This is a genomic window from Sporosarcina ureae (assembly GCF_029267015.1).
GTDB lineage: Bacteria > Bacillota > Bacilli > Bacillales_A > Planococcaceae > Sporosarcina > Sporosarcina ureae_D.
The window spans coordinates 38,539-60,742 of the sequence record NZ_JARIEA010000086.1 but is presented as its reverse complement, the minus strand read 5'-3'; the positions used below and the strand labels follow the sequence as shown (position 1 = coordinate 60,742).

The following is a 22,204-nucleotide window of genomic DNA, read 5'->3' as shown; positions in this document are numbered from 1 at the left end:
CTTCTATTCTCTTTTGTCAAATAAACGATTAGCTAGCTTATCAATTCGTCCAAGCACTTCTTTCGGTTGGAAAGGCTTAATAATATAATCATCCGCACCAAGCCAAAGAGCTGCCTTAATATCATTTGCACTTTTTCTGGCAGTCATCATAGACACGGTGACATTTGTTTTGGCGTGATCACTCTTTAAGCGACTCAATACTTCCAATCCGTCCATTTTCGGCATAACCCCATCCAGTAGTACGATAAAGTAGGCATCCTGACTGTACCAGTCATCCTCTAAAAACGAAGGGCCGTCAGCATACGTCTTAACTGTAATATCGATCTCAGAGGATTTTAACTCTAGCAAAGTTTGTTGGAGAATTTGTCTGATGAACGAATCATCATCTACAATAATGACAATCAGCTTTCTTTTTACTACTCGTTTTCTCTGATCGTAGATGACAGTTTGGTTTCTCCCTGAACGTTTAGCTTCATACAGTGCTTGGTCAGAAGCAGATATCAGATTTGCAGTACTCCCTTCATACGTTGCACTACCTGCTGAGAAGGTTACTTGGAAGGTTTCGTCATCTGAAGTAAATATAGTTTCATTAAATTTATCTCGAATTCGTTCAACAGCATGTACTGTGTCTTCCGCTTTAATGTTATCAAACAACAAAGCGAACTCTTCACCGCCATAGCGAAATACATAATCGCCTTCACGTTTTTCATTTTTAATGATTTCTCCAAACTTTCGTAGTACTTCGTCCCCTGCTGGATGCCCATACAAATCATTTACTTGTTTAAAGTGATCTAAGTCCACTATGACAAGCGAGAAAATTGCTTCCGATTGATCTGCCTTTTTAGCCAACGTATTAATAGTTTCGTCGAAGTAGCGGCGATTACCTACATCTGTCAAACTGTCTGTAATCATACTACTGCTGATCGCATGTTGACGCATTTGCCGGTTGAACAAATAAGGGAAAAAGACGTCCATGTCAAATGGCTTAGATATCAAGTCCATAGCCCCCCGACGATAGGTCTCGATCAGAATTTCTTTCGTTGCTCCTTCACTAGATATAGCTAGCGTTGTATTTCTTTGTCGCGCTGTTTCTGCAATTTGATCCAGTACTTCAAAGCCCGTCATGTCAGGCAATTTTGCATCTATAATTACAATACTTGGCCTCATGGAGTAAAATTGTTCAATTCCACGCTTCCCGTTTAATGAAATTATTACTTGAGCCCCCAGCTTCTCAAGCAACTCTTTTAAATAGGAAACAAATTCTAAGTCGTCATCAATAATTAAAATAAAAGTTTCTTGATCTAGACGGTTGACGTAGCGATCGGGTAATTGAAATTCTTCTTTTTTCACAGCAACGGTATCATCGAAATATGCACGGATACGATTCTTCAGATTCTCCAATGAAGAAACAGGAATTTTCTGATCGTTGGAAGACGTCAGAATTTCTAATTGTGATGCACAAAAGAGAGACAACTGTTGCAAACCGATTGTCCCGGAAGTTCCCTTCAATTTATGAAGAAAATAATATAGCTCTCTCTCTGTTAAACTACCTCGAACTTTCCATTCTTCAAAGATATTCTCAGTACGTTCTGCAAGCATATTCTGATATTTCTTTTGACTCACTCTTTTCCCCTCCGTTCAGCGGAAGCATTCCCATTTAGCCTCTACCTCTAATTCTCTCGTATTCATCTTTATACAAAAGAAAGCTGGTAATATAGGAAGTACTACTACCAGCTTAAACGCATATTTACTCTAGACCCATTTCTTCTTTCACTACTTGTGAAATTCGGTCTGCATAAGTCGCACATTGTTCTTCTGTTTCTGATTCAACCATTACACGAACAAGAGGTTCTGTACCGGATGGGCGTACAAGTACTCTGCCCTGTCCATTCATCTCTTTTTCCACTTCGTTAATAACTCCAACAATACGCATATTATCCATAACAGCATATTTATCATTAACACGAATATTGATTAGTTTCTGTGGATACACAGTCATTTCAGATGCCAATTCAGATAATTTTTTACCTGTTTGTTGCATAATATTAACTAATTGCAATGCCGTCAGTAAACCATCACCCGTTGTATTATAATCCATGAAAATAATATGACCGGATTGTTCTCCCCCAAGATTATAAGAATTCTTGCGCATTTCTTCTACAACATATCGATCCCCGACAGCTGTTTGGACACTCTTCATACCGAATTCTTCTAAAGCTTTATAAAAGCCTAGATTACTCATTACTGTAGAGACAATTGTGTCTCCTTTTAATCTACCTTTGCTATGTAAATATCGGGCAACGATGAACATAATCTGATCACCATCGACTATATTTCCTTTTTCATCAACTGCAATGAGACGATCTCCATCGCCATCAAATGCCAGTCCGATATCTGCATTCTTTTCAACTACAAGTGACGCAAGCGTTTCAGGGTGTGTAGATCCAACTCCATCATTGATATTCAAGCCGTTTGGAGAAGCACCCATTGTAGTCAAATCTGCATCCAAATCCGCAAATACATGTGTCGCCAAAACTGAGGTCGCACCGTGCGCGCAATCCAATGCAACATGGATATTCTCAAAATCTTCATCCACGATTTGTTTCAGATATTGAATATATTTTTGACCGCCTTCAAAGTATTCCGTAATGGTCCCAACATTTCCTCCAACCGGACGAGGCAATGTATCTTCTTCTGCGTTTAATAGTTGTTCAAATTCCTCTTCTTGTGCATCTGTTAATTTAAAGCCACTTTCTCCGAAGAACTTAATTCCATTATCTTCAACAGGGTTGTGTGATGCTGAAATCATGACCCCTGCTTGTGCATTCATAACGCGTGTTAAGTAAGCAACACCTGGTGTACTGATGACGCCAAGTTTCATGACCTCCACACCAACAGATAATAGACCTGCTATTAAGGCATTCTCAAGCATTAAGCCAGAAATCCGTGTATCTCTACCTACTAATACTTCTGCTTTTTCTTCTACTTCTTTAGTGAATAAATATCCACCAATTCTGCCTAATTTGAATGCTAGCTCGGGTGTTAGCTCTTTGTTAGCTACACCTCTGACGCCGTCTGTTCCAAAATACTGTGTCATGTTCTATTCTTCCTTTCGATCTTATCTTAGTAGATCACGTTTGGTAAGATTTTATGATTCTTTACTATCGTCCGTCTTTTTTGATACATCCGAAGCTTCACCTGATACCTTGACCTGGACTTTTAATTTAGCAGGTACTATTCGAGTAATTCCCTCAGGTTTTTTTACGTCTGTTTCCACTTTTCCAGTTTTATTTATTTTCGTTAAATCCAACTCTACTGGAATTTCTTTAATGGCGTCGACTACACTCTTCGGACCGTATATACGAATTAATTTATTTTCTGGGACTGCACTTTCAATAGTTACTTCTTCTGGCGGCTGTCCTATATGCTGCAGTTTCAATGGAACTTCACGGCTGTACTCCTGAATATCCACTTTGACAGTGACTTCTTCCGGTTCCAATGAAACCGATAATTTATTCAAGTCTCGATCCAATACACGAACGCGAGATTTTTGTTCAAATGACTTATCCAAACTACCGTCACTTGTAATAGAAACTTTTACGAAATTAATTGCGTTCACAATACTTTTCGCCCCTGTTACATTAATCGTGGAAGGCTGGACATCCATACTTTTCACTTCATAACCTTCAGCTAATAATCTAGTGTTCATTTCTGGATCCACACGGAATGATTGAGTTACCTTTTCTTCAATATTGATACTAACCGTTGCAGGGTCGAGTCGAACATCCAGTTTATCGGATAAGTTTTCTGCTTGTATACGAACGTTATGTTCACCTAGCGTTAAATTCTGCAAATCCAACTTCAATGAGAAATCTTTTAATAACTTCGTAGTCTGTACAATTTGAGCAGGTCCTTCAATTGTCATATTGACCATATCAGGAACGCCAGTTACAACTAAGTTCTCGGTATCATAGTATACTTCTACGGGCACATCTTGTATAAGATCGAATACATCACCCATAGTATTTCGGCTGGATTGATCTTCAGCTTTTACTGATAAAAACAGCATAATTGCCAAAAACAGTGCGGTCAATCGCAGAAACCAGGGGCTGTCCATGAATTTATCCATTTTTTCTCTTCCCCCACTTCCATAGAGAAGTATCTGTTTGTCCTGTAGTGTTACCGAACCATGAAATACGTAATATTTTTTCGAATTCTTCTATATCTAGCTTGCGGTTGATTTCTCCATCTGCCGCCACACTAATTGCACCCGTTTCTTCTGAAACAATAATGGTTACCGAATCAGTTACTTCACTAATTCCAAGCGCTGCACGATGCCGTGTGCCGAGTTCTTTTGAAATAAACGGACTTTCTGATAAGGGTAAATAACAACCTGCAGCTGCAATACGGTTTTTCGTCACAATAACAGCTCCGTCATGCAGTGGCGTGTTTGGAATGAAAATATTAATAAGAAGTTCTGATGTAATATGTGAGTTCATAGGGATGCCTGTTTCAATGTATTCACTAAGACCTGTTTCCTTTTCAATTGTGATTAACGCACCAATACGCCGCTTAGCCATATAGCTAACGGATTTGACGAATGCTTCAATCAGACGGTCACGTTCTTCTTCTTCTTGCATTGCAGTCCGCGCAAAGAGTCTGCCTCGTCCTAATTGTTCCAGCGCTCTACGTAATTCGGGCTGGAATATGATGATTGCAGCCAAGAAACCGAAGCGAAGCACTTCTTCCATCATCCATTGAAGAGTTTTCAAACCAAGCCATTCTGTGATGTAACGGCCAATCAAAATCACAAAAATACCTTTCAGTAATTGGACGGCTTTTGTCCCTTTAATAATAGTAATTAATTTATAGAGTACGAACCAAACAAGAAGCACATCCACAATATTTTTCAGTATTCCTAATGGTTCTAATGTTGTTACTTGCTCCAAACCCGGCATGTGCTTCCCCTACCTTTAAAAAAGTTCTTATTTATCTAGTATAGCATAATTCCCAACTAACATGCCCAACTAAAAGGTGCTGTATAAACGAATGAAAATAAAAAAAGATGATGCGTAAGCCTGGTAGCCGCATCACCTTTTTAACTACTTCTTATTCTTTTTCGAGCTTTTGTTCTTTGGTGGCAGGGATAATATCTTTTGCGACAGATTTCATCTTATACCATAGCCAATCGAATATTTCATTGATCTCTTCACTTGATCCTGTAATGACGGCAGTGGACGCCATATACTTCGAACCGCGTATCACGGTGACATTGCCGTCAACTTCCCCTTCAATTCGAAGGTTTCCATTCTTTACGACAAGATCTCCGACAACCGTCTCACCCTCTGGCACAACTACAGTCTCCCCTTCAACCACTATATTAGGTTGTTTAGTGAATGAAAACTGTTGTTCATTTTCAAAGCTCGAGAAGAATGATGCGCTCATCAACAATAAAAACAACGCAGCCGCCACCATAAAGGGATGCTGACGGAACCACTTCTTCGGACCTTTCTTGATGGCCTGTCTGGGTAATCGCGCAGTCACGCTACTGACAAATCCAGCAGGCGCTTCCACTACATCGATATTTGTAAATAAGGTAACGGTTTGCTGTAAGTCTTCAAAGATATCTCTGCACTCTTCACAAGACTTTAAATGTTCGTTCAAAATCTGCTCTTCTTCATTGGTGATTTCACCATCTAAAAACGCATGCATATAATGGACAACATGTTTAGGACATTTTTCCATGAATCCAACCTCCTACATACTCCCCATTTGTTGTCGAAGTGCTTCACGTCCACGATGTACTCGTGTTTTCACTGTACCAAGTGGCATCTCTAAAATGTCAGCAATCTCCTGCAACTGTAGGTCTTCCATATATCTCAAAATAATTATCGTACGGTATTTATCGGGCAGCCTGTTTACTTCATATTGAACACGATCTTTCATTTCCATCTTCTCTACTTCTTCTTCAGGTAGCTGATGATCCGTTGCGATTTGCGAATACATATCTAAGCCTTCTGTTCCTGGCACCGTAGCATCTAAATAATAATCGGGTTTTTTCTTACGAATACGATCAATACATAGATTAGTCGCAATACGATACAGCCAAGTAGAAAACTTCCGCTTTTGATCATACGTTTCCAAATTTACATAGGCACGCACAAAAGCCTCTTGTGCAATATCTTCCGCTTCCGCTGCATTATTCAACATCCGATAGCACACTTGATACAGTCGGTGTTGAAAATGAATAACAATCTCTTCAAAAGCTTCCTGATTACCGTTTAATACTTCTTTTACTCGTTTATTAATCAATTCGTCCAATAGGCTTCACCTTCCGCTCTTATGCGGCTGTCCCTTTATATACGTTAGATACTTCATTTGGTTTCATTTTTTCTTCATTTATTTTGTCCATCCCTACTTTATCATTATTCACACTGAGAGTGATAGTCATTTCCACAAAGAAAAAAGTGATCAAAACCTATAGGCTTCAATCACTTCAACAAATTATAGTAGTTTTTCACCGAATAAAGATCCCATGAGTCCAACTGCCACATCGGCGGTCTTATTGTACTCATCTAGCACAGGGTTTACTTCAACGAATTCTGCGGATGTGATAACATTTGCATCTTCTAGCAATTCCATTGCTAAATGACTTTCACGATATGTGATTCCACCAGGCACTGGCGTTCCAACTCCGGGAGTATACAATGGATCCAAACCGTCCAAATCTAACGACAAATGAACGCCATCTACTTCTCTTGAAGCAAAATACTCCAATGTTTGCTGAATTACCGCTGACATGCCATAACGGTCAATTTCATGCATGGTGAATACTTTTACGCCTTTTTCTTGAATCAACTGTCTTTCACCTGGGTCAACTGACCGCGCACCGATAATTACTACATTCTCAGGATTTATTTTCGCCCCGTCACTATGTACATTTACTAGTTGCTCATGTCCTAATCCCATGCTGACAGCAAGCGGCATACCGTGTATATTGCCTGACGGAGAAGTGTCACTCGTATTCATATCGGCATGTGCATCATACCAAATAATCCCGAGGTTTTTATAGTGTTCGGCTAATCCTGCGAGTGTACCGATAGCGATACTATGATCGCCACCAAGTACTAGTGGGAATTTGTTATTTTTCACAATCTCGGAAACTTTTGCAGCGAGTTCTTCTGTTGCTGCAGTCACTTCTGACAAGTTCTTCAATCCATCCTCATTACGTGTTAAGTCATGTACTGGTGAAACAGAAATATTCCCTTGATCCGTAACGTCGTGACCTAGTGCTTGAAGACGCTCAACAGCTCCTGCATATCGGATGGCGCTTGGTCCCATATCTACTCCTCGTCGGCTTTGGCCAAGATCGACGGGTACTCCAATTAAAGAAATATCTAGTTTTCGCATAGTGTTCCTCCCACATGTTACTGTTTATTTTGAAATACTGAATGACGTTCTCTAATCTGTAGTGCATCTTCTAATGACATCGGGCGGCCATAATAATAGCCTTGTCCTTCACGGCATCCTAAATTATAGAGTGTTTTTGCCTGCTCAGGTAATTCAATTCCTTCTGCTACCACATTCAATCCCGCTGTATCAGCAAGTGTCACAATTGCTTTGACAATAGCCTGACTATTTTCATTCTCTAAAATATCGCGTACAAACGCCATATCAATTTTCAGTGTATCAGCTGGAAGTTCTTTAATATAACTAAATGTACTATACCCTGTACCGAAATCATCGATCGCAATAGTAATACCTTCACTTCGTAGCCTCTGAATGGAATCCTTCATCCCTTCCGTATCCATAAACGAGCTTTCTGTCAATTCCAACTCGAGCATTTCAGGTGGCACATGATATTCCTTAATAATATTCAAGACAGAGTCTACAAAACCCTCTTCTTTCATTTGGACAGTTGAGACATTTACAGCAAATCGGCACGTTTCACCAGCTGCTGCTTCAATCTGCGCGCGCTTGCACACTTCTCGTAAAATCCATTCTCCTAGCGGTACAATAATTTTCGTTTCTTCAGCTAATGGAATGAACTTCATAGGGGGGATAATGCCCAGATCTGGATGATTCCAACGTACAAGTGCTTCAACACCCGCTAACTTACCCGTATCCAGTAATACTTTTGGTTGGTATTCCAGATAAAAGTGTTGTTGTTGGACACTTTTACGTAATTCATTTTCAAGTAATATTCGCTCTAACGACATCTTTGAAGTACCCGGCTCATACATCTCACTATCGCCGCCACCTCGCAACTTGACTTTGCCCAATGCCAACGTGGCTTTAGTAATCAAATCGGAAGGTTGATTTGCATGTTCAGGATACATAGAAATACCGCCACTAATAGACAATGTGTAACTTTGCTTGCCTACTTGAATCGGTTGCTCCAAAAAGATGCGAATATCTTCCGCATGATTATAGAACTCCTCTTCATCCTTCAGTCCTGTAATAATGAATGCAAACTCGTCTCCTGCAATACGAGCCAACAAACTTTCAGGTCCCGTTTTCTTTTTTAATCGCTCTCCAACCATCGCCAATAAATAGTCTCCTGCTTCATGCCCAAGTAAATCATTTGCATAACGGAGTCGATCAATATTTATATGGACAAGCGCAAATACTTGTTTGCGGGTGCGCGCTCTCTCAAATGCCAGAGCCATCTGTTCTCTAAATGAATTTCGATTCATTAAAGAAGTCAGCTGATCGTTATAGACCAAATACTTAATTTTCTCTTCTGACTTCACACGTTCTGTGACATCTCGCATGACGACTAGTAGCTTATCTTCATATTCGAGTGTTTCATTTACTTCATCAATTTTCGCTTCCATAATATGCAAACCATTTTTACTATCTAAAAATGAGAACTCTAAGTTCATTGTTTGACGTTGATACCCTACAAACTGTGAAATCTTCTTTTCTACCTTTTGGCGATTCTTCTTATAGATGTAAGAAAAAAACGAATGAGAATATAGCTCGTTCTCTGTATGTCCAAGAAGCTTTTGGAAAGATGGAGATGCATAATAAAACTTGCCCTGCCGATCAATTATCGCAATGTAATCAGATGCATTAGCTGTAATAATTTCATAAAGCTCCGCACTTTTTTGTATTTGCAGTTCCATCTGCTTTCTCGCTGTAATATCATAGCGAATTGCAATATATTGATAAGGTTTACCTTGATCATTTAAAAACGGGACAATTGTGGTATCGACCCAATAAGTAGATCCATCTTTTGCACGGTTACATATATCACCGCGCCAGGTTTTGCCCGAGCCAATCGAAGACCACATGTCTTTAAAAAAAGCTGCGTCATGGTGGCCTGAATTTACTATATTCTGATTTGAGCCAATTAATTCTCCACTCGAATATTTCGAGAGTTTTTTAAAGTGTTCATTGGCATATTGAATCGTCCCGCGTGAGTCAGTTATTGCAACTATAGCTGCTTGTTCTAATGTAAACGCTATATCACTAAGCGTTTTTCGTAATTCTTTTTCACTATTCGACTCCACAAACTTCTTCATATTTTTTAAAGATTCTTCCATATCTATATCACAATCCCTATATTCAGTCATATTAATGGTAAAAACAAGAGAAACTACCTATACGTGTTATAGATTATTATACATGATTATTTGAATTGTTCTATATGAACTACTATTTTTCTACACAAAAAAACCCTTTATTATTTTATTAATAACAAGGATTCGACATATGTATTATGAAATTGTACGTATGTTAGGTAAATGGCTGGGGTAGCTGGATTCGAACCAACGAGTGACGGAGTCAAAGTCCGTTGCCTTACCGCTTGGCTATACCCCAACGTATAGATGGTTATATTTTGTTTTAAAAAAATGGTGGTGGGGGACGGATTCGAACCGCCGAACCCGGAGGGAGCGGATTTACAGTCCGCCGCGTTTAGCCACTTCGCTACCCCACCTTGTTAAAATTGCGATAAGCTTCGCATTGCTGCGTCAGGCTTCACTCGCTTAGTCAGTCACGTACCTGAGTACGCTCCTTCCTTCTCTCACTTGCTTCCTTGCACTACTCGCTTCTCCCAATTTTAACAGGATTATACGATAAGCTTCGCATTGCTACTTTACTATAAAAGTTAATTGGTGACCCCTACGGGATTCGAACCCGTGATACCGCCGTGAAAGGGCGGTGTCTTAACCGCTTGACCAAGGGGCCATGAAAGTGTTCATGGAGCTTCCAGCCGGACTCGAACCGGCGACTTCTTCCTTACCATGGAAGCACTCTACCTGCTGAGCTATGGAAGCATAAAAAAATGGCTCCGCAGGTAAGACTCGAACTTACGACCGATCGGTTAACAGCCGATTGCTCTACCACTGAGCTACTGCGGAATAATAATAAACATATTATGTTTGACGACAAAAATCATTATAGCATGCTTGCTAACTGTTTGCAACAAGTACTTTTAATCCCTCAAGCATTTTTAATTATAATAGGCTTAGTCATAGACGTCAAGAGGTTTTCATACAATAGTTTAGACTTCACATAATTAAGGAGATTGGCATGATAAAAAAACTTCTCTTCTCTTTCGTTTTGATTGCAGTGTTCTTAGCGTTTATCCCTCAATTGGCCAAGCCTACTTCTACTCTGAAGACGGTTTTCCGATTAACAGAACAACCGGCAGTGATAGTAAAAGGTACACAAGGTTCTGCGTTGACGATTAATATTTCTTTCGGTGAAAAAGAAGTAGAGGAGCTTCTTAAACATTTATCGCAACCGTATCCCCTTCTTTTTATCGATAGTGACTGGGCTTCACGCTTTCCCCACCTTACTGAACAAATTAACCAGCGCTCGTTACCTATCGCTTTACTCGGTACCGAAGGTCAGCACTATGAAAGCGATCCAAATCTTTTGAGTAAGCAACTGCAAACATTTGAAGAACTGTTCAACACACGTCCACTTTGGTTTCGTACGACAGATGAGGAATTCCCTTTAGCTCTATTGCAGCAGTTGAGCAAAGCAGAAATCAATGCACTCGGATCTACTGTACAATGGTCTGGTGGTACATTACCAAAAGCTTCTCAAGGTGAAATCATTACCGTTTCATATGACCGTCATGAGCAAGTGGCCTCTGCTGATATTCAGCGTTTAATGGCTAGTCGTACTTTTCAATCCGTAGAGGATCTCTTATTTCGATCCACTGTTAAAACGAAAAAAATCCCACAATAAAAACTGACAGGAGAAAAGTCTCCTGTCAGTTTTTTAGGATTTAACTGGTTTTTTCTTTGTCTTTTTTCTTTCATTTCTGCGTTTGTCCAACTTCTCTTTATCAATATCGGATTGTCTGTTGTATTTGGGCAATATTAATAATTGATATGCATTTACTGCGAGCAGTGGGAATAAAAGAATGGTTACCCATTCATCTTTATTACCGGAAGTAACCATAAGCGCTGGCAACCATTCAAGCGTCGTAATGACAATCATGAAAAATAACGCGGAAATCAACGCATGTTTTTTCGTCCATTGCGCTTTAAAGTACGCTGTCACTACTGATACACCAATCAAAGTAATAAGTAAGAAAATGTACAGAACCGTCCGACTTGTATCTGCTTTCGTTAATTGGAAACGGAAAAACACTAAATCAAACAGCACAACGACTATAATCAGCATTTGCACCCAGTTCCACAAAGTTAACGTACGGAACATATTGACGCCAAACTGATGAACGGTCAAATAGGCGAAGAAGCCCATCTGCGCAACTACACTCATCGTAAAGCCTAAAAAGATCATCCATAAAAAAGCACCAAGAAATTGCCATATCTCGCCTGCTTGTAAATATCCATAGAAAAAGTCCCAACGTACTATTAGACCAACAACCGCTGTAATTGCTCCACCAATTGCCATTGCGCGCAAGAAAAATTTAACCCAATTTCGTATTGTCACAGTACTGTTCCCCTTTTTATCATGTCCATCCTAGTGTATCAACGATCGACAAAAAAATCTATTTCATTGAACGAATCATGCATATTCCTTCTTATATTGTGAACAATAAATGAAAATACAAGTGGAAGGTTGAGTGGAATGAAAAAATTTGCAGGCATTTTTCTATTCCTTCTATTCCTTGCGGGTTGCAGCGGAGGAAGTCAGGCGTCACCAAGCTATGACGAGATGAAGAAGATGATGACAGATGCAATCCAGACGGAAGATGGAAAAAAAGCACTCCGGAAAATAATGACCGATCCTGAGTTCAGGGAGTTACTCGTACTCGAACAACCAGAAGTGAAGCAAAGTATTGAGAATGTCTTACTTTCTAAAGAGGGAGAGCGTTTTTGGACGACAGCTTTTGAAGATCCTAAGTTTACTGAAACCGTGGCTAAAAGCATGAAAAAGCAACAAGCCGATATTATGAAAGATTTGATGGCAGATGCTTCATTCCAAAAAGAAATGGAGAAGTTTTTCGGACAGCCAGACATGATGAAACAGATGGAGAAGATCGTTAATTCAGCGACACTTAAGAAAGAAATGGAGAAGGCTGTGGAAGATACAATTAATAGCCCGCTTATGCAAGCAAAGTGGCAAGAACTAATTATGAAAGCAGGTAAAGGGGCTGCTGAGGACAGTGGAAAAGATACGGGGAAAGATAAAAAAACAGACGAAGAAGGAAAATAACCTTTTTCGTCTGTCATTTATTACTTTTTAGTTTTTTTGATTACTGTATCAGCAACTTCTAAGTAGATCTTTCCAATCGGATGATCTTCTGCATAAACTGAAGGTGCGAATTCCGTTTCGTTCCAGTCAGGCTGACCAAGAGGGATTTGTCCTAATAGTTCCGTACGAAGCTCCTCAGAAAGACGGACACCTCCACCTTGACCGAAGACATACTCTTTCTCTCCTGTTGCTTTAGATGCGAACCAAGACATGTTTTCAACTACACCAAGCAGCTCGTGTTCAGTTTGTAACGCCATCGCTCCTGCACGCGCTGCTACAAATGCTGCAGTTGGGTGTGGAGTCGTAACGACGATTTCTTTAGAAGCTGGAATCATTTGGTGAATATCAAGTGCTACGTCACCTGTTCCTGGTGGCAAGTCGAGCAATAAGTAATCCAGCTCGCCCCATTCCACATCACGGAAGAATTGATCCAACACTTTTCCAAGCATAGGTCCACGCCAAACAACGGGTGCATTGTCTTCAACAAAGAAGCCCATTGAAATGACTTTTACGCCAAAACGTTCTACCGGCATGATGCGATCTTCACGTACTTCAGGCATAGCCGTAATACCCATCATATCTGGTACACTAAAGCCATAAATATCTGCATCGATCAATCCGACCTTTTTGCCGCGTCTTGCTAAAGCCACTGCCAAGTTCACAGAGACCGTAGATTTTCCGACGCCGCCTTTACCAGATGCAATCGAAATAAACTCAATGTTAGATAAAGGTGATAAGATATCCTGCGTTTCCGCTTCCGTCACCGTACCACGGAATTGCTCCAATACTTCTTTAGGCAATTCTTCAAAACGAATACCTACCGAGTCAGCTCCTGCTTCTTTCAATACTTCAACCACTTTTGATTGTAGCGTCAATTGCTCTCCGGTATTCACTTTCGCAATCGCGACTTTAACACTGACGTGTTCTTTCTCTGGTTTTATGGTTACATCCACAATCCCATTTGTTTCTGCCAATGTTTTATGTAAAAACGGATCTTTCAATGCGCCAATCAGTTCACGAACTTGTTGTTCATTAATCACATTCGACACTCCTAACTGAATTCATTCACTCCTTTTCAGTATATCATATTCACTATTCACTCAAACGTCATATGCTTCACTGTTCATCAGCAAGTTGATATTTCACGATTCCATCTACAATCGCAGCCGCCACTTTTTTCTGGTAAGATTTACTCGACAATAATTTCCTTTCCTCTGGATTGGACAGGAAACCTGTTTCAACCAACACAGCCGGCACTGGTACTTTTTTTAATAGGTAGACTCCCGTGATTTTCATAGCTTCCCGCTCGGTATTTTTCAATTGATCGCGCAATTCGTTTTGGATGGATGTCGCCAGTTGCTTACCTTCAGGATGGCCACCTGGATGATAGAATACTTGCGCCCCTCTCCAGCGTTCTTCTGGGATCGCGTTAACGTGAACGCTGATGAACATATCGGGCTTCGAATCGACCGCCATGCTTTCACGCAGTTTCAAGTCTGCGAACTTTCTGCTTCTCAACGAAGTAAACTTTTCCGATGGCGCATGTTCTGCTACTGCATCGCCACTTTTCTCCCTAGTCATTTCTACAGTTGCACCTTTTTTCTTTAAGAGTTTACTTACTTCATGGGAGATGTTTAACGTAATATCTTTTTCAATGAGTTCGCCTGCCGAAGCACCTCCGTCTTCCCCACCATGTCCAGGGTCAATGAGGATACTTACCCCACCAAGCTCTGAGGGCAGAAAGAAGCCACGATCAGATGCTTTGACACCGTATAACACTCCACCTAATGAGAAAATTATGAGCAACCCTGCTACAAGCCACTTTTTCATACAGACACCGCCTTTTTCTTTCACTATACGCTTGGACTTTTGAGGTTATGTCTACACGGTAGCGGATTAATGAATTAGAGGACGGGATGCATCGTTACACTGCGTTCCAACTTCTATCCCTTTTAATAAAAAAAGCTGTAGTAAGAAGTTTTCACTTCTTACTACAGCTTTGGTTTAGCTTATTACTTTGTTTCGCCTTCCCATGCAAGCATGCCGCCTACCATGTTCGTTACGTCAAAACCTTCGTCAGCCATAAGCTCTTGAGCTCGGCCACTTCTGCCACCTGAACGGCATACGAGGATGTAGGGTGTTTCTGCATTCAAGTCGTGCATCTCTACAGGTAGATTACCGAGGGCGATGTGTTCTGCGCCTGGAATCATGCCTTCTGCTACTTCGTCATCTTCGCGCACATCGATGATATTCAGTTTTTTACCGCTTTCCAATTGCTCTTGTACTTCTTTTGCAGTCAATTCTTTTAAAGTCATGGGTCATATCCTCCAAAATGTTTAATGTATCTTTATTCTATCTTGCTAGGTTGAGCATTGTCTAATTAAACGAACTAATTAGAGTTGCTGTAATTCTTTCATGGTATGCCCACGATTTTCCCATAATCTAGTGGTGTCAGCTACTTCGACAATCGCAGGAATATAACGCTCAGACTTTTTGATAGGCAGTTCTAGACCAGCTATAAATAAGGATAGTTCCATCATGAAATCGCCGCCACTTACTTGCAGATTATATACTAGTTCAGAAACTTCTTCTTCGACATCCAATTGATCACCGAAGTCTTCTTTCAACATATTCTTTACTAGTAACTGCTCCGGTGTTTCTTGAAAATACTCTTCGTCGATGTAACATAGCAGTTCTTCTTTTCCTGGTACATAATATGGCTTTTCAGCTGCACTTCGTTTTAAGTTTTCCTTTTCATCTTCTTCGCTTGTCGCTTCAGCTACAAATTCGTTTGAATGAATATAGACGAAACTCTCTTCAAGTTTTTGTTTTATTTGCGTAGATTGCAAAATACCTTCCACTTCATCCAATGAAATACTTTCTTCATTTTGATCATTGTAGATTTCAATAACTTTTTCAATAGGCACAATTCCGTATAGATTTGTACACGCTACGATATACTTCATTACCAATTCTTCATTCATTATATACACCTCTCCCTGATCCAGATAAATTCCCTATGTACTCTTTCTGTATTGTATCAAAACTATTGTCAATTGTTCAAAACGAAAACTATTTTGATCATTCGTAAGGACGTCATAATATACTATATCAACTAGAAAATTCAGGAGGCATGGTATGGGTGCTATAAATGGTAATGAGTATGTACGTAGAATGAATGCCCAGAACGCGGAAATTTGGATCGATGGGCAACAATTGCAAGGACCTATCTCTGAACATCCGGCTTTTAAAGGGCTTATAGAAACTAAGGCTTCTTTATATGATTTACAACTGTCTCCTTCACGTAGATCTTTTATGACATATGATTCGCCAGTCACAAATGAGCGAATTGGAATTTCTTACTTACAACCTAAAACCAAAACCGATTTGCAAAATCGCAGAATCATGACAGAAGAATGGGCAAGACTTTCTTGCGGCTTGCTTGGTAGAAGTCCCGATTACCTCAATACGGTAATCATGAGCTTTGCCTCATCTTCCCTTCACTTGCTCGGCAAGGAAAACTGCTTTCCAGAACATATTCAAGCGCTGTATGAACGAGCGCGAGAAGAGGACCTATCTTTTACTCACACCTTCATTACACCACAGGTCAATCGATCTCAGAGTGCTTTTAATATGTCAGATGAACCCATCTCAGCAAGGATTATTGATAAGACGTCTGAAGGACTCATCATTAAAGGAGCTAAGCTACTTGCAACACAGGGTGGCGTGACGGATGAAGTACTGGTATTCAGCACACCTTCTTTTCTTGGAGATCCTGATGAAGCTTTCGCCTTTTCCATTCCTTCCGGTACAAAAGGTTTGCGTTTTCTTTGCAGGGAATCATTTGTCGGTGGGGATTCTACATTTAATTACCCACTAAGTTCGCGTTTTGAAGAGATGGATTCTGTAGTCATTTTCGATAATGTTCTGGTCCCATGGGAGCGTGTTTTCTTTCATCACAACGCCGAAGTAGCTTCAGAATTCTTTTCAAAGAGTTCATTCCATCCGTTTGCCACGCATCAAGTCATTACGAGACAGATCGTCAAAACGGAGTTCATGCTGAATTTGGCAGAGCAGCTCGTCCAAACCATTAATATAGCAGAATATCTCCACATTCAAGAAAAGCTATCTGAAATAATTATTGGGCTCGAAACGATGAAAGCATTGCGAGATAAATCGGAAGCCGATGCAACACTCGATCAATGGGGATATATGTGTCCAAGTGCAATAGCGCTTCAAGTAGCAAGCAATATTTTCCCGAAAGTCTATCCGCGTTTCAGTGAGATCATTCAGCTAATCGGAGCAAGTGGGATGATTGCGTTACCTACCGATAAGGATTTCCATTCGGCTATTCAGCCTGATCTCGAAAAGTATCTTCAAGGAGCTACAAAAACTGCGGTAGAACGTGTACAACTGTTTCGTCTAGCTTGGGATTTGACGATGAGTTCGTTCGGCACACGACAAACACAATACGAACGGTATTTCTTTGGTGATCCCGTTCGCTTATCAGGTCATCTATATCGATCCTATCCGAAAGATGCGGGGCAGGAAATGATACGTCGTTTACTTTCAGATTAAATGAAAAGTCAATAATTTGCCGAAATTATTCCGGCTTATCTCATTTTCTCCATGCTACACTCTGTATATGGAGTTGATGATTATGGTACTATCTGTAAATCGAATTGAGCTTTTTCAAGAAGCAACGCGGTTTATTCATAGTTGTTATGAAGAACTAGGTTTTCCTCAAGAAGAACAAATTAGACGCGTGAAGGAAATTGAAGAGGATATTATCCAAACAGGAACATACACTCATACAAAATCTGAACTGATACATGGCGCGAAAATGGCTTGGCGAAACAGTAATCACTGTATCGGACGCTTGTTGTGGGAAACTCTCGAAGTATTTGATGAACGTGATATTACTACTGCTGAAGATGCATTTGAAAAATTAAAACATCATGTGGAATACGCAACGAATGATGGAGATATTCGTTCGACGATTACAGTCTTCGCTCCACGAGCACAGGACAAAGACCCTCTAAGGATTTGGAATCATCAATTGATTCGTTATGCTGGATATGAGGATGGTTCTACAATCATTGGTGACTCAGCATCTATTGAGATGACAAAGTTATGTGAACGACTTGGTTGGCAAGGAACCAAAACACATTTTGATGTATTACCTCTTGTCATTCAAGAGTATGGGAAATTCCCACGGCTTTTCGAATTGCCGAAGACGTTAGTTAAGGAAGTACCTATCAGTCATCCTGAGATTAAAGGCATTTCAGAATTGAACACCAAATGGTACGCCGTTCCGATCATTTCTAATATGCGGCTGGATATCGGTGGAATAGAATATCCTATGGCACCATTTAACGGCTGGTACATGGGTACAGAAATTGGTGCACGTAATCTTGCAGATGCAGATCGTTATAATCTATTGCCGTCTATCGCCAAATTAATGGGACTTAACACGAAATCCAATCGTTCTCTTTGGATAGATAAAGCACTTGTAGAATTGAATATAGCAGTTCTACATTCCTATCAGCAGGAAGGTGTTACACTTGTAGATCACCATACAGCGGCTAAACAATTCAAATCGTTTGAAAAGAAAGAGCAGAGTATCGGAAGAAAAGTGACCGGTAACTGGGTATGGCTCATACCGCCGCTGTCACCAGCCGCCACGCATATCTATCACAAGCGATATGCCAACGATATCTTGACCCCGAATTTCTTTTATCAGAAAGATCCTGAATAAATCAACGCCCCTACGCCAGATTATATGGTATAGGGGCATTGATTTATTTAACAGGCATTTCTTGAAAGTCAATGCGAATAAATTTACCTGTTTCAGCTGAATAGGTGACCGTCACGATCACACCGAATTCCCGTTCGTCCTCTTTTAACCAAAGTTGAAACTTCTCCACACTTGTAACTTTCTTTGAGTCAGTAGCGATATGCAAATAATCCTTGATATCTGCCTGGGGATATCTGAGCATCGTTTGCTTAATAGCAAGCCTTGACCATTTCGCATATGCCGGCACTTCTACTTTACTTAGTGTAGCAATTGGCGCATCCCTAGTGCCCGACCCACTTGTCAATAAAACTCCAAGTGCCAAACCTATTTTTACAAAAATGGCGCACACCTCCTTCGAGAATAGCATGCGCTGTTTACAACCTTTCGATTCTAAATAAAAAACATCCAACCGAAATAGTTGGACGTTTTTTGTAGATTAATTTGTCATCGATTGCTCTTTTTTTACACCGGGCCACATTTGTTTCGTATAAGCCATGTCCCAGAACATATACTCATAACGAGTCGTATTAAGGAAGATCTCCTCTAGTCTCGCTAATTCTGATTCTGGCTTGCCTTCTGCAGTTTCGTTCATTAGTTCTAAGCACCAAGTAGCCAACTCGCCAAAGTCTTCCGATGAATACATGCGAACCCAGTCACCGTACAATGGATGATCTAACGCACCTGGCAACTCAGCAAGCTCTTTGCCGATCTCCCAGTAGCTCCATGCACACGGCAATAATGCAGCGACGACTTCCGCCAAAGAACCGTTTTGACTAACGTGCAGCATATAGTGAGTATACGCAAGGACAATTGGAGATGGCTCGGCATTCTCAAGCTCTTCTTCAGTAATACCAAAGCGGGCTGCATATTGACGATGAAGATCCATTTCCGTGTTTAGTGTACCGTTAAGTAACGCAGCAAATTTCCCCATCATCTCGACATCAGTAGCCTTCATCGTGCCTACGGCAAATACTTTTGCATAGTCAATTAAATACAAATAATCTTGCACCATATAAAATCGAAACTTCTCCTGATCCAACGTGCCATTTCCAATCTCTTGGACAAATGGATGACTATGATTCTGTCTCCAGATCGGTAATGTCTTCTCTAATAATCGCTCAGTGAACTTCATGTATATTCTCCCCTTTTTCGTAGTAAATGAAAAAACCACTTCTTGACCAGAAGTGGCGGAGAGACGTCATTGAGCCCAAAAAGAAGCTACGTAACATCTACACCACTTCCTTACGCCGGTATGAACCGGATCAAGTTAAAGGGTTAAAGCAATATGCTTCTCTCAGCTCAACAGAGCACCCCTAGTGGTAACGACTATTTCATTTGTATATCCATTGTAGGCATATCTTGTCAGAAAGGTCAAACAAATTGAGATTGCACTCTATCTCACGTACAAAACAGCCGCGCAGTTTCATTTCTTATTCTAGATGCTCTTTTAGCTTTTTCTGAACATCTTCTTCAATTTTCTTCACGCGCTCGTCTTTTAGTTTACGTCTTGGTTTAGGATGAAACCATTCGATTTCACCATTTATAAATGTCCCTTTAAACTCCTCGCCTTGAATCTTCAATTTAAATAACTGAAGTGGGCGGGTTTGATTTCTGCTAAGGGAACGTTCTATTTCTATATCATCGGCTTCATTTCTAATCCCTTGCTCAGACAACAGTTCTAACACTTTGTCCTCTATCGCAATAACTTCTTCTTCGCCGACATCTTGCTTAGGATGTGGATGAAGCCACTGGATTTCACCTTCATGATAGTCACCTTTATACTTACGTCCTTCTATTATGAGCTTAAACTGAATTCGCTCGTACGGTCTGTCTTCAAAAACTTTTTCCACTTCAAAGTCATCAACCATAAGAAACACCTCCAACATAGTATGAAGTCTCTTTTTACAGAATAGGCTATCTTACTTCATCCATCACTACTAATTCAAGTGATCTAGCCTGAAGTTTAATCTCTCCATCATTTCTGCTCACTTACATTTTTCTCTACTCATTACAAATGATATTCGAATATATCTCAGGAAGTAGTGATTGTCAAATCAACTAACGTTCTTACCTTTTATGTGTATTTAGGAAGTAATGTCAGGTTTCAACTCTATACTTTACAGTGCATACATATAATGATACCCCAAATTCCATATTTCAATCCTTTGAAATATGGAATTTAGTACTTTCACTATTTAATAAACTTCATCGCAACAACTATAAAAACAGTGTTACTTCAATCGATAAAAAACCCGACAACTCTTTTTGAATTGTCGGGTAGGTTCTAGTACTTCCGTAAAAAACTTGGTTTCGTTTGATACCATTCGTCGTTAATTATATGGTGACAGACTGAAATAATTCGCTCTATAACCTGCGTATAGTTTGCTACTATACGAATGGTAAAGCCAGGAACAGCAAGCTTGGATAATCCAAATGCAAACTCCCCATCCTCTTGTTGAATCGCCTCATACAATCGATCCAATAGAGCATCGCTCGTTTTTTCACCAACGACAATTAACGAACCTAAATGAGTGTATCCTTCCATAAAGCCTAACGCATTCATATCTTGCGATGCCGGATGGAGTTTAATATGGTCAAAAGCAACAAGCTGATCATCCATATAAATCTCCGTTTTCAGCCGAAGCATGTCGTAACTGAATTTTTCACCATCCGGCGACCAGCCGGGAGTCAATATATCGGAATACAGTAAGGTTGCCCCTTTTTCCATGTATATACTATTTTTCTGATAACAACTGGCATCTTTGTATGCAATCAGTGCATCCGGTAAGTACTCTAGATAACTATCTTTTTTCATACTGAAAATCGTCTCTTGGTACACTGGCTTGGTAGGCGTTCTGTATACTTTCGTCGACGACTGAGTCGTTAACGTCAGCATCGCTCCTTCACCAAGCGTAACTTTCATTTGATACCGATCTCCATCTAAATAGCCACCGCCAGGATTCAATAAATAATAGCATGGATAACTGTTCTTATTGAAATAGACCGGACGCATCACTTTAAATGCGCCTTGGAAGTAGACAGTTTTCGCCACGGAGCGGCCTAGCCGCTTTTCCATGACGAGGTCAAGAACGCCTGTCCATTCAGACATCTTGTCCTAGTCCTTTTAATAGAGCATGTCTCCTGACCCACTCTACCACTTCATCTAATCCTTGATCGTCTTTTAAATTGGTGAAAAAGAAAGGTTTTTCCCCTCTAAATACTTTCGTGTCAGACTCCATTACCTCAAGTCTTGCACCGACATACGGAGCTAAATCTGTTTTATTAATAATAAATAAGTCAGATTTAATCATTCCTTGTCCACCTTTACGCGGAATTTTTTCACCTTGCGCCACGTCAATTATATAAATGGAAAAGTCAACGAGTTCCGGACTGAATGTAGCTGCTAGGTTATCGCCGCCACTTTCTACAAAAATCAGTTCGAGGTCAGGATGTTTTTCCTGCAATTCATTAATTGCCGCGAAGTTCATCGATGCATCTTCACGAATAGCCGTATGTGGACAACCTCCTGTTTCCACTCCGACAATGCGATCTTCGGGAAGTATGCCATTCGCAACTAAAAACTTGGCATCTTCTTTCGTATATATATCATTAGTAATAACCGCCATACTTACTTCGCCCTCTAAAGCGCGTGTAATCTTTTCGACCAGCATAGTTTTTCCTGCTCCAACTGGTCCGCCAACACCTATTTTAATTGGTCTCATT

Annotated in this window: 22 protein-coding genes, 5 tRNA genes and 1 riboswitch; of the genes, 4 read left to right on the top strand and 23 right to left on the bottom strand. The window is 40.3% G+C overall.

Annotated features, from left to right (window positions below; translation table 11 throughout):
- Positions 1-3: 3 nt before the first annotated feature.
- From Q7P97_RS15380 to Q7P97_RS15320, 13 genes are all read right to left on the bottom strand, one after another.
- On the bottom strand, positions 4-1,623 hold the full coding sequence (locus Q7P97_RS15380) for a diguanylate cyclase (protein ID WP_303970452.1): 1,620 nt from the start codon (positions 1,621-1,623) through the stop codon (positions 4-6).
- 124 nt (positions 1,624-1,747) lie between these two features.
- On the bottom strand, positions 1,748-3,097 hold the full coding sequence (gene glmM / locus Q7P97_RS15375) for a phosphoglucosamine mutase (protein WP_303970450.1): 1,350 nt from the start codon (positions 3,095-3,097) through the stop codon (positions 1,748-1,750).
- A gap of 51 nt (positions 3,098-3,148) precedes the next feature.
- On the bottom strand, positions 3,149-4,129 hold the full coding sequence (locus tag Q7P97_RS15370) for a CdaR family protein (protein ID WP_303970448.1): 981 nt from the start codon (positions 4,127-4,129) through the stop codon (positions 3,149-3,151).
- Positions 4,122-4,958, bottom strand: a complete 837-nt coding sequence (gene cdaA / locus Q7P97_RS15365) for a diadenylate cyclase CdaA (protein WP_303970446.1) — start codon at positions 4,956-4,958, stop codon at positions 4,122-4,124. The genes Q7P97_RS15370 and cdaA overlap by 8 nt, the downstream gene beginning before the upstream one ends.
- Positions 4,959-5,109: 151 nt before the next feature.
- A complete protein-coding gene (locus Q7P97_RS15360; protein WP_303970444.1) occupies positions 5,110-5,745 on the bottom strand; it encodes an anti-sigma factor family protein in 636 nt (211 codons plus the stop codon).
- Between the two features lie 12 nt (positions 5,746-5,757).
- Complete coding sequence (gene sigW / locus Q7P97_RS15355) at positions 5,758-6,321, bottom strand: RNA polymerase sigma factor SigW (RefSeq protein WP_085427423.1); 564 nt, start codon at positions 6,319-6,321, stop codon at positions 5,758-5,760.
- 183 nt (positions 6,322-6,504) lie between these two features.
- Complete coding sequence (rocF, locus tag Q7P97_RS15350) at positions 6,505-7,410, bottom strand: arginase (protein WP_303970441.1); 906 nt, start codon at positions 7,408-7,410, stop codon at positions 6,505-6,507.
- Between the two features lie 17 nt (positions 7,411-7,427).
- On the bottom strand, positions 7,428-9,548 hold the full coding sequence (locus Q7P97_RS15345) for a sensor domain-containing protein (protein ID WP_303970438.1): 2,121 nt from the start codon (positions 9,546-9,548) through the stop codon (positions 7,428-7,430).
- Between the two features lie 202 nt (positions 9,549-9,750).
- Positions 9,751-9,825 (bottom strand) — tRNA-Gln (locus Q7P97_RS15340).
- A 33-nt stretch (positions 9,826-9,858) separates the two neighbouring features.
- A tRNA-Tyr gene (locus Q7P97_RS15335) sits at positions 9,859-9,943 on the bottom strand.
- A gap of 176 nt (positions 9,944-10,119) precedes the next feature.
- Positions 10,120-10,194, bottom strand: a tRNA-Glu gene (locus tag Q7P97_RS15330).
- A gap of 13 nt (positions 10,195-10,207) precedes the next feature.
- Positions 10,208-10,283 (bottom strand) — tRNA-Thr (locus Q7P97_RS15325).
- 9 nt (positions 10,284-10,292) lie between these two features.
- A tRNA-Asn gene (locus Q7P97_RS15320) sits at positions 10,293-10,367 on the bottom strand.
- Positions 10,368-10,539: 172 nt separating this feature from the next.
- Here Q7P97_RS15320 and Q7P97_RS15315 point away from each other — a divergent pair.
- Positions 10,540-11,205, top strand: coding sequence for a polysaccharide deacetylase family protein (locus tag Q7P97_RS15315; RefSeq protein ID WP_303970436.1), 666 nt, complete (start codon positions 10,540-10,542; stop codon positions 11,203-11,205).
- Between the two features lie 33 nt (positions 11,206-11,238).
- Here Q7P97_RS15315 and Q7P97_RS15310 read toward each other — a convergent pair whose 3' ends face one another.
- Positions 11,239-11,919 carry a KinB-signaling pathway activation protein gene (locus Q7P97_RS15310; RefSeq protein ID WP_303970435.1) on the bottom strand — a complete coding sequence of 227 codons (681 nt, stop codon included), beginning with the start codon at positions 11,917-11,919 and terminating at the stop codon, positions 11,239-11,241.
- 138 nt (positions 11,920-12,057) lie between these two features.
- Here Q7P97_RS15310 and gerD point away from each other — a divergent pair, with 138 nt between their 5' ends.
- Complete coding sequence (gerD, locus tag Q7P97_RS15305) at positions 12,058-12,645, top strand: spore germination lipoprotein GerD (RefSeq protein ID WP_303970434.1); 588 nt, start codon at positions 12,058-12,060, stop codon at positions 12,643-12,645.
- Between the two features lie 20 nt (positions 12,646-12,665).
- On the opposite strand, the gene salA is transcribed toward gerD, so the two are convergent.
- From salA to Q7P97_RS15285, 4 genes are all read right to left on the bottom strand, one after another.
- The gene (gene salA / locus Q7P97_RS15300; RefSeq protein ID WP_303970432.1) at positions 12,666-13,724 is read right to left on the bottom strand and encodes an iron-sulfur carrier protein/transcriptional regulator SalA; all 1,059 of its coding nucleotides are present in this window, start codon (positions 13,722-13,724) and stop codon (positions 12,666-12,668) included.
- 76 nt (positions 13,725-13,800) lie between these two features.
- Entirely contained in the window at positions 13,801-14,514 is a 714-nt protein-coding gene (locus Q7P97_RS15295) for an N-acetylmuramoyl-L-alanine amidase (protein ID WP_303970431.1), read from the bottom strand.
- 182 nt (positions 14,515-14,696) lie between these two features.
- On the bottom strand, positions 14,697-14,999 hold the full coding sequence (locus Q7P97_RS15290; RefSeq protein ID WP_303970429.1) for a rhodanese-like domain-containing protein: 303 nt from the start codon (positions 14,997-14,999) through the stop codon (positions 14,697-14,699).
- A gap of 78 nt (positions 15,000-15,077) precedes the next feature.
- Positions 15,078-15,668: a hypothetical protein gene (locus tag Q7P97_RS15285; protein ID WP_303970427.1), complete on the bottom strand. Its 591-nt coding sequence runs from the start codon at positions 15,666-15,668 to the stop codon at positions 15,078-15,080.
- A gap of 154 nt (positions 15,669-15,822) precedes the next feature.
- On the opposite strand from Q7P97_RS15285, the gene hpaB reads away from it, so the two are divergent.
- Positions 15,823-17,262, top strand: a complete 1,440-nt coding sequence (hpaB, locus tag Q7P97_RS15280; protein ID WP_303970426.1) for a 4-hydroxyphenylacetate 3-monooxygenase, oxygenase component — start codon at positions 15,823-15,825, stop codon at positions 17,260-17,262.
- 82 nt (positions 17,263-17,344) lie between these two features.
- Complete coding sequence (locus tag Q7P97_RS15275; RefSeq protein ID WP_303970424.1) at positions 17,345-18,442, top strand: nitric oxide synthase oxygenase; 1,098 nt, start codon at positions 17,345-17,347, stop codon at positions 18,440-18,442.
- 43 nt (positions 18,443-18,485) lie between these two features.
- On the opposite strand, the gene Q7P97_RS15270 is transcribed toward Q7P97_RS15275, so the two are convergent.
- From Q7P97_RS15270 to ureG, 5 genes are all read right to left on the bottom strand, one after another.
- Positions 18,486-18,848, bottom strand: a complete 363-nt coding sequence (locus Q7P97_RS15270) for a DUF3889 domain-containing protein (protein ID WP_303970421.1) — start codon at positions 18,846-18,848, stop codon at positions 18,486-18,488.
- A gap of 69 nt (positions 18,849-18,917) precedes the next feature.
- Positions 18,918-19,613, bottom strand: a complete 696-nt coding sequence (tenA, locus tag Q7P97_RS15265) for a thiaminase II (protein ID WP_303970419.1) — start codon at positions 19,611-19,613, stop codon at positions 18,918-18,920.
- 90 nt (positions 19,614-19,703) lie between these two features.
- A riboswitch (TPP riboswitch) is annotated at positions 19,704-19,806 on the bottom strand.
- Positions 19,807-19,911: 105 nt separating this feature from the next.
- Positions 19,912-20,349, bottom strand: coding sequence for a HicA family toxin-antitoxin system (locus Q7P97_RS15260; RefSeq protein ID WP_303970417.1), 438 nt, complete (start codon positions 20,347-20,349; stop codon positions 19,912-19,914).
- 416 nt (positions 20,350-20,765) lie between these two features.
- Entirely contained in the window at positions 20,766-21,590 is an 825-nt protein-coding gene (locus tag Q7P97_RS15255; RefSeq protein ID WP_303970416.1) for an urease accessory protein UreD, read from the bottom strand.
- A complete protein-coding gene (gene ureG / locus Q7P97_RS15250; RefSeq protein ID WP_303970413.1) occupies positions 21,583-22,203 on the bottom strand; it encodes an urease accessory protein UreG in 621 nt (206 codons plus the stop codon). The genes Q7P97_RS15255 and ureG overlap by 8 nt, the downstream gene beginning before the upstream one ends.
- Position 22,204: the final 1 nt, after the last annotated feature.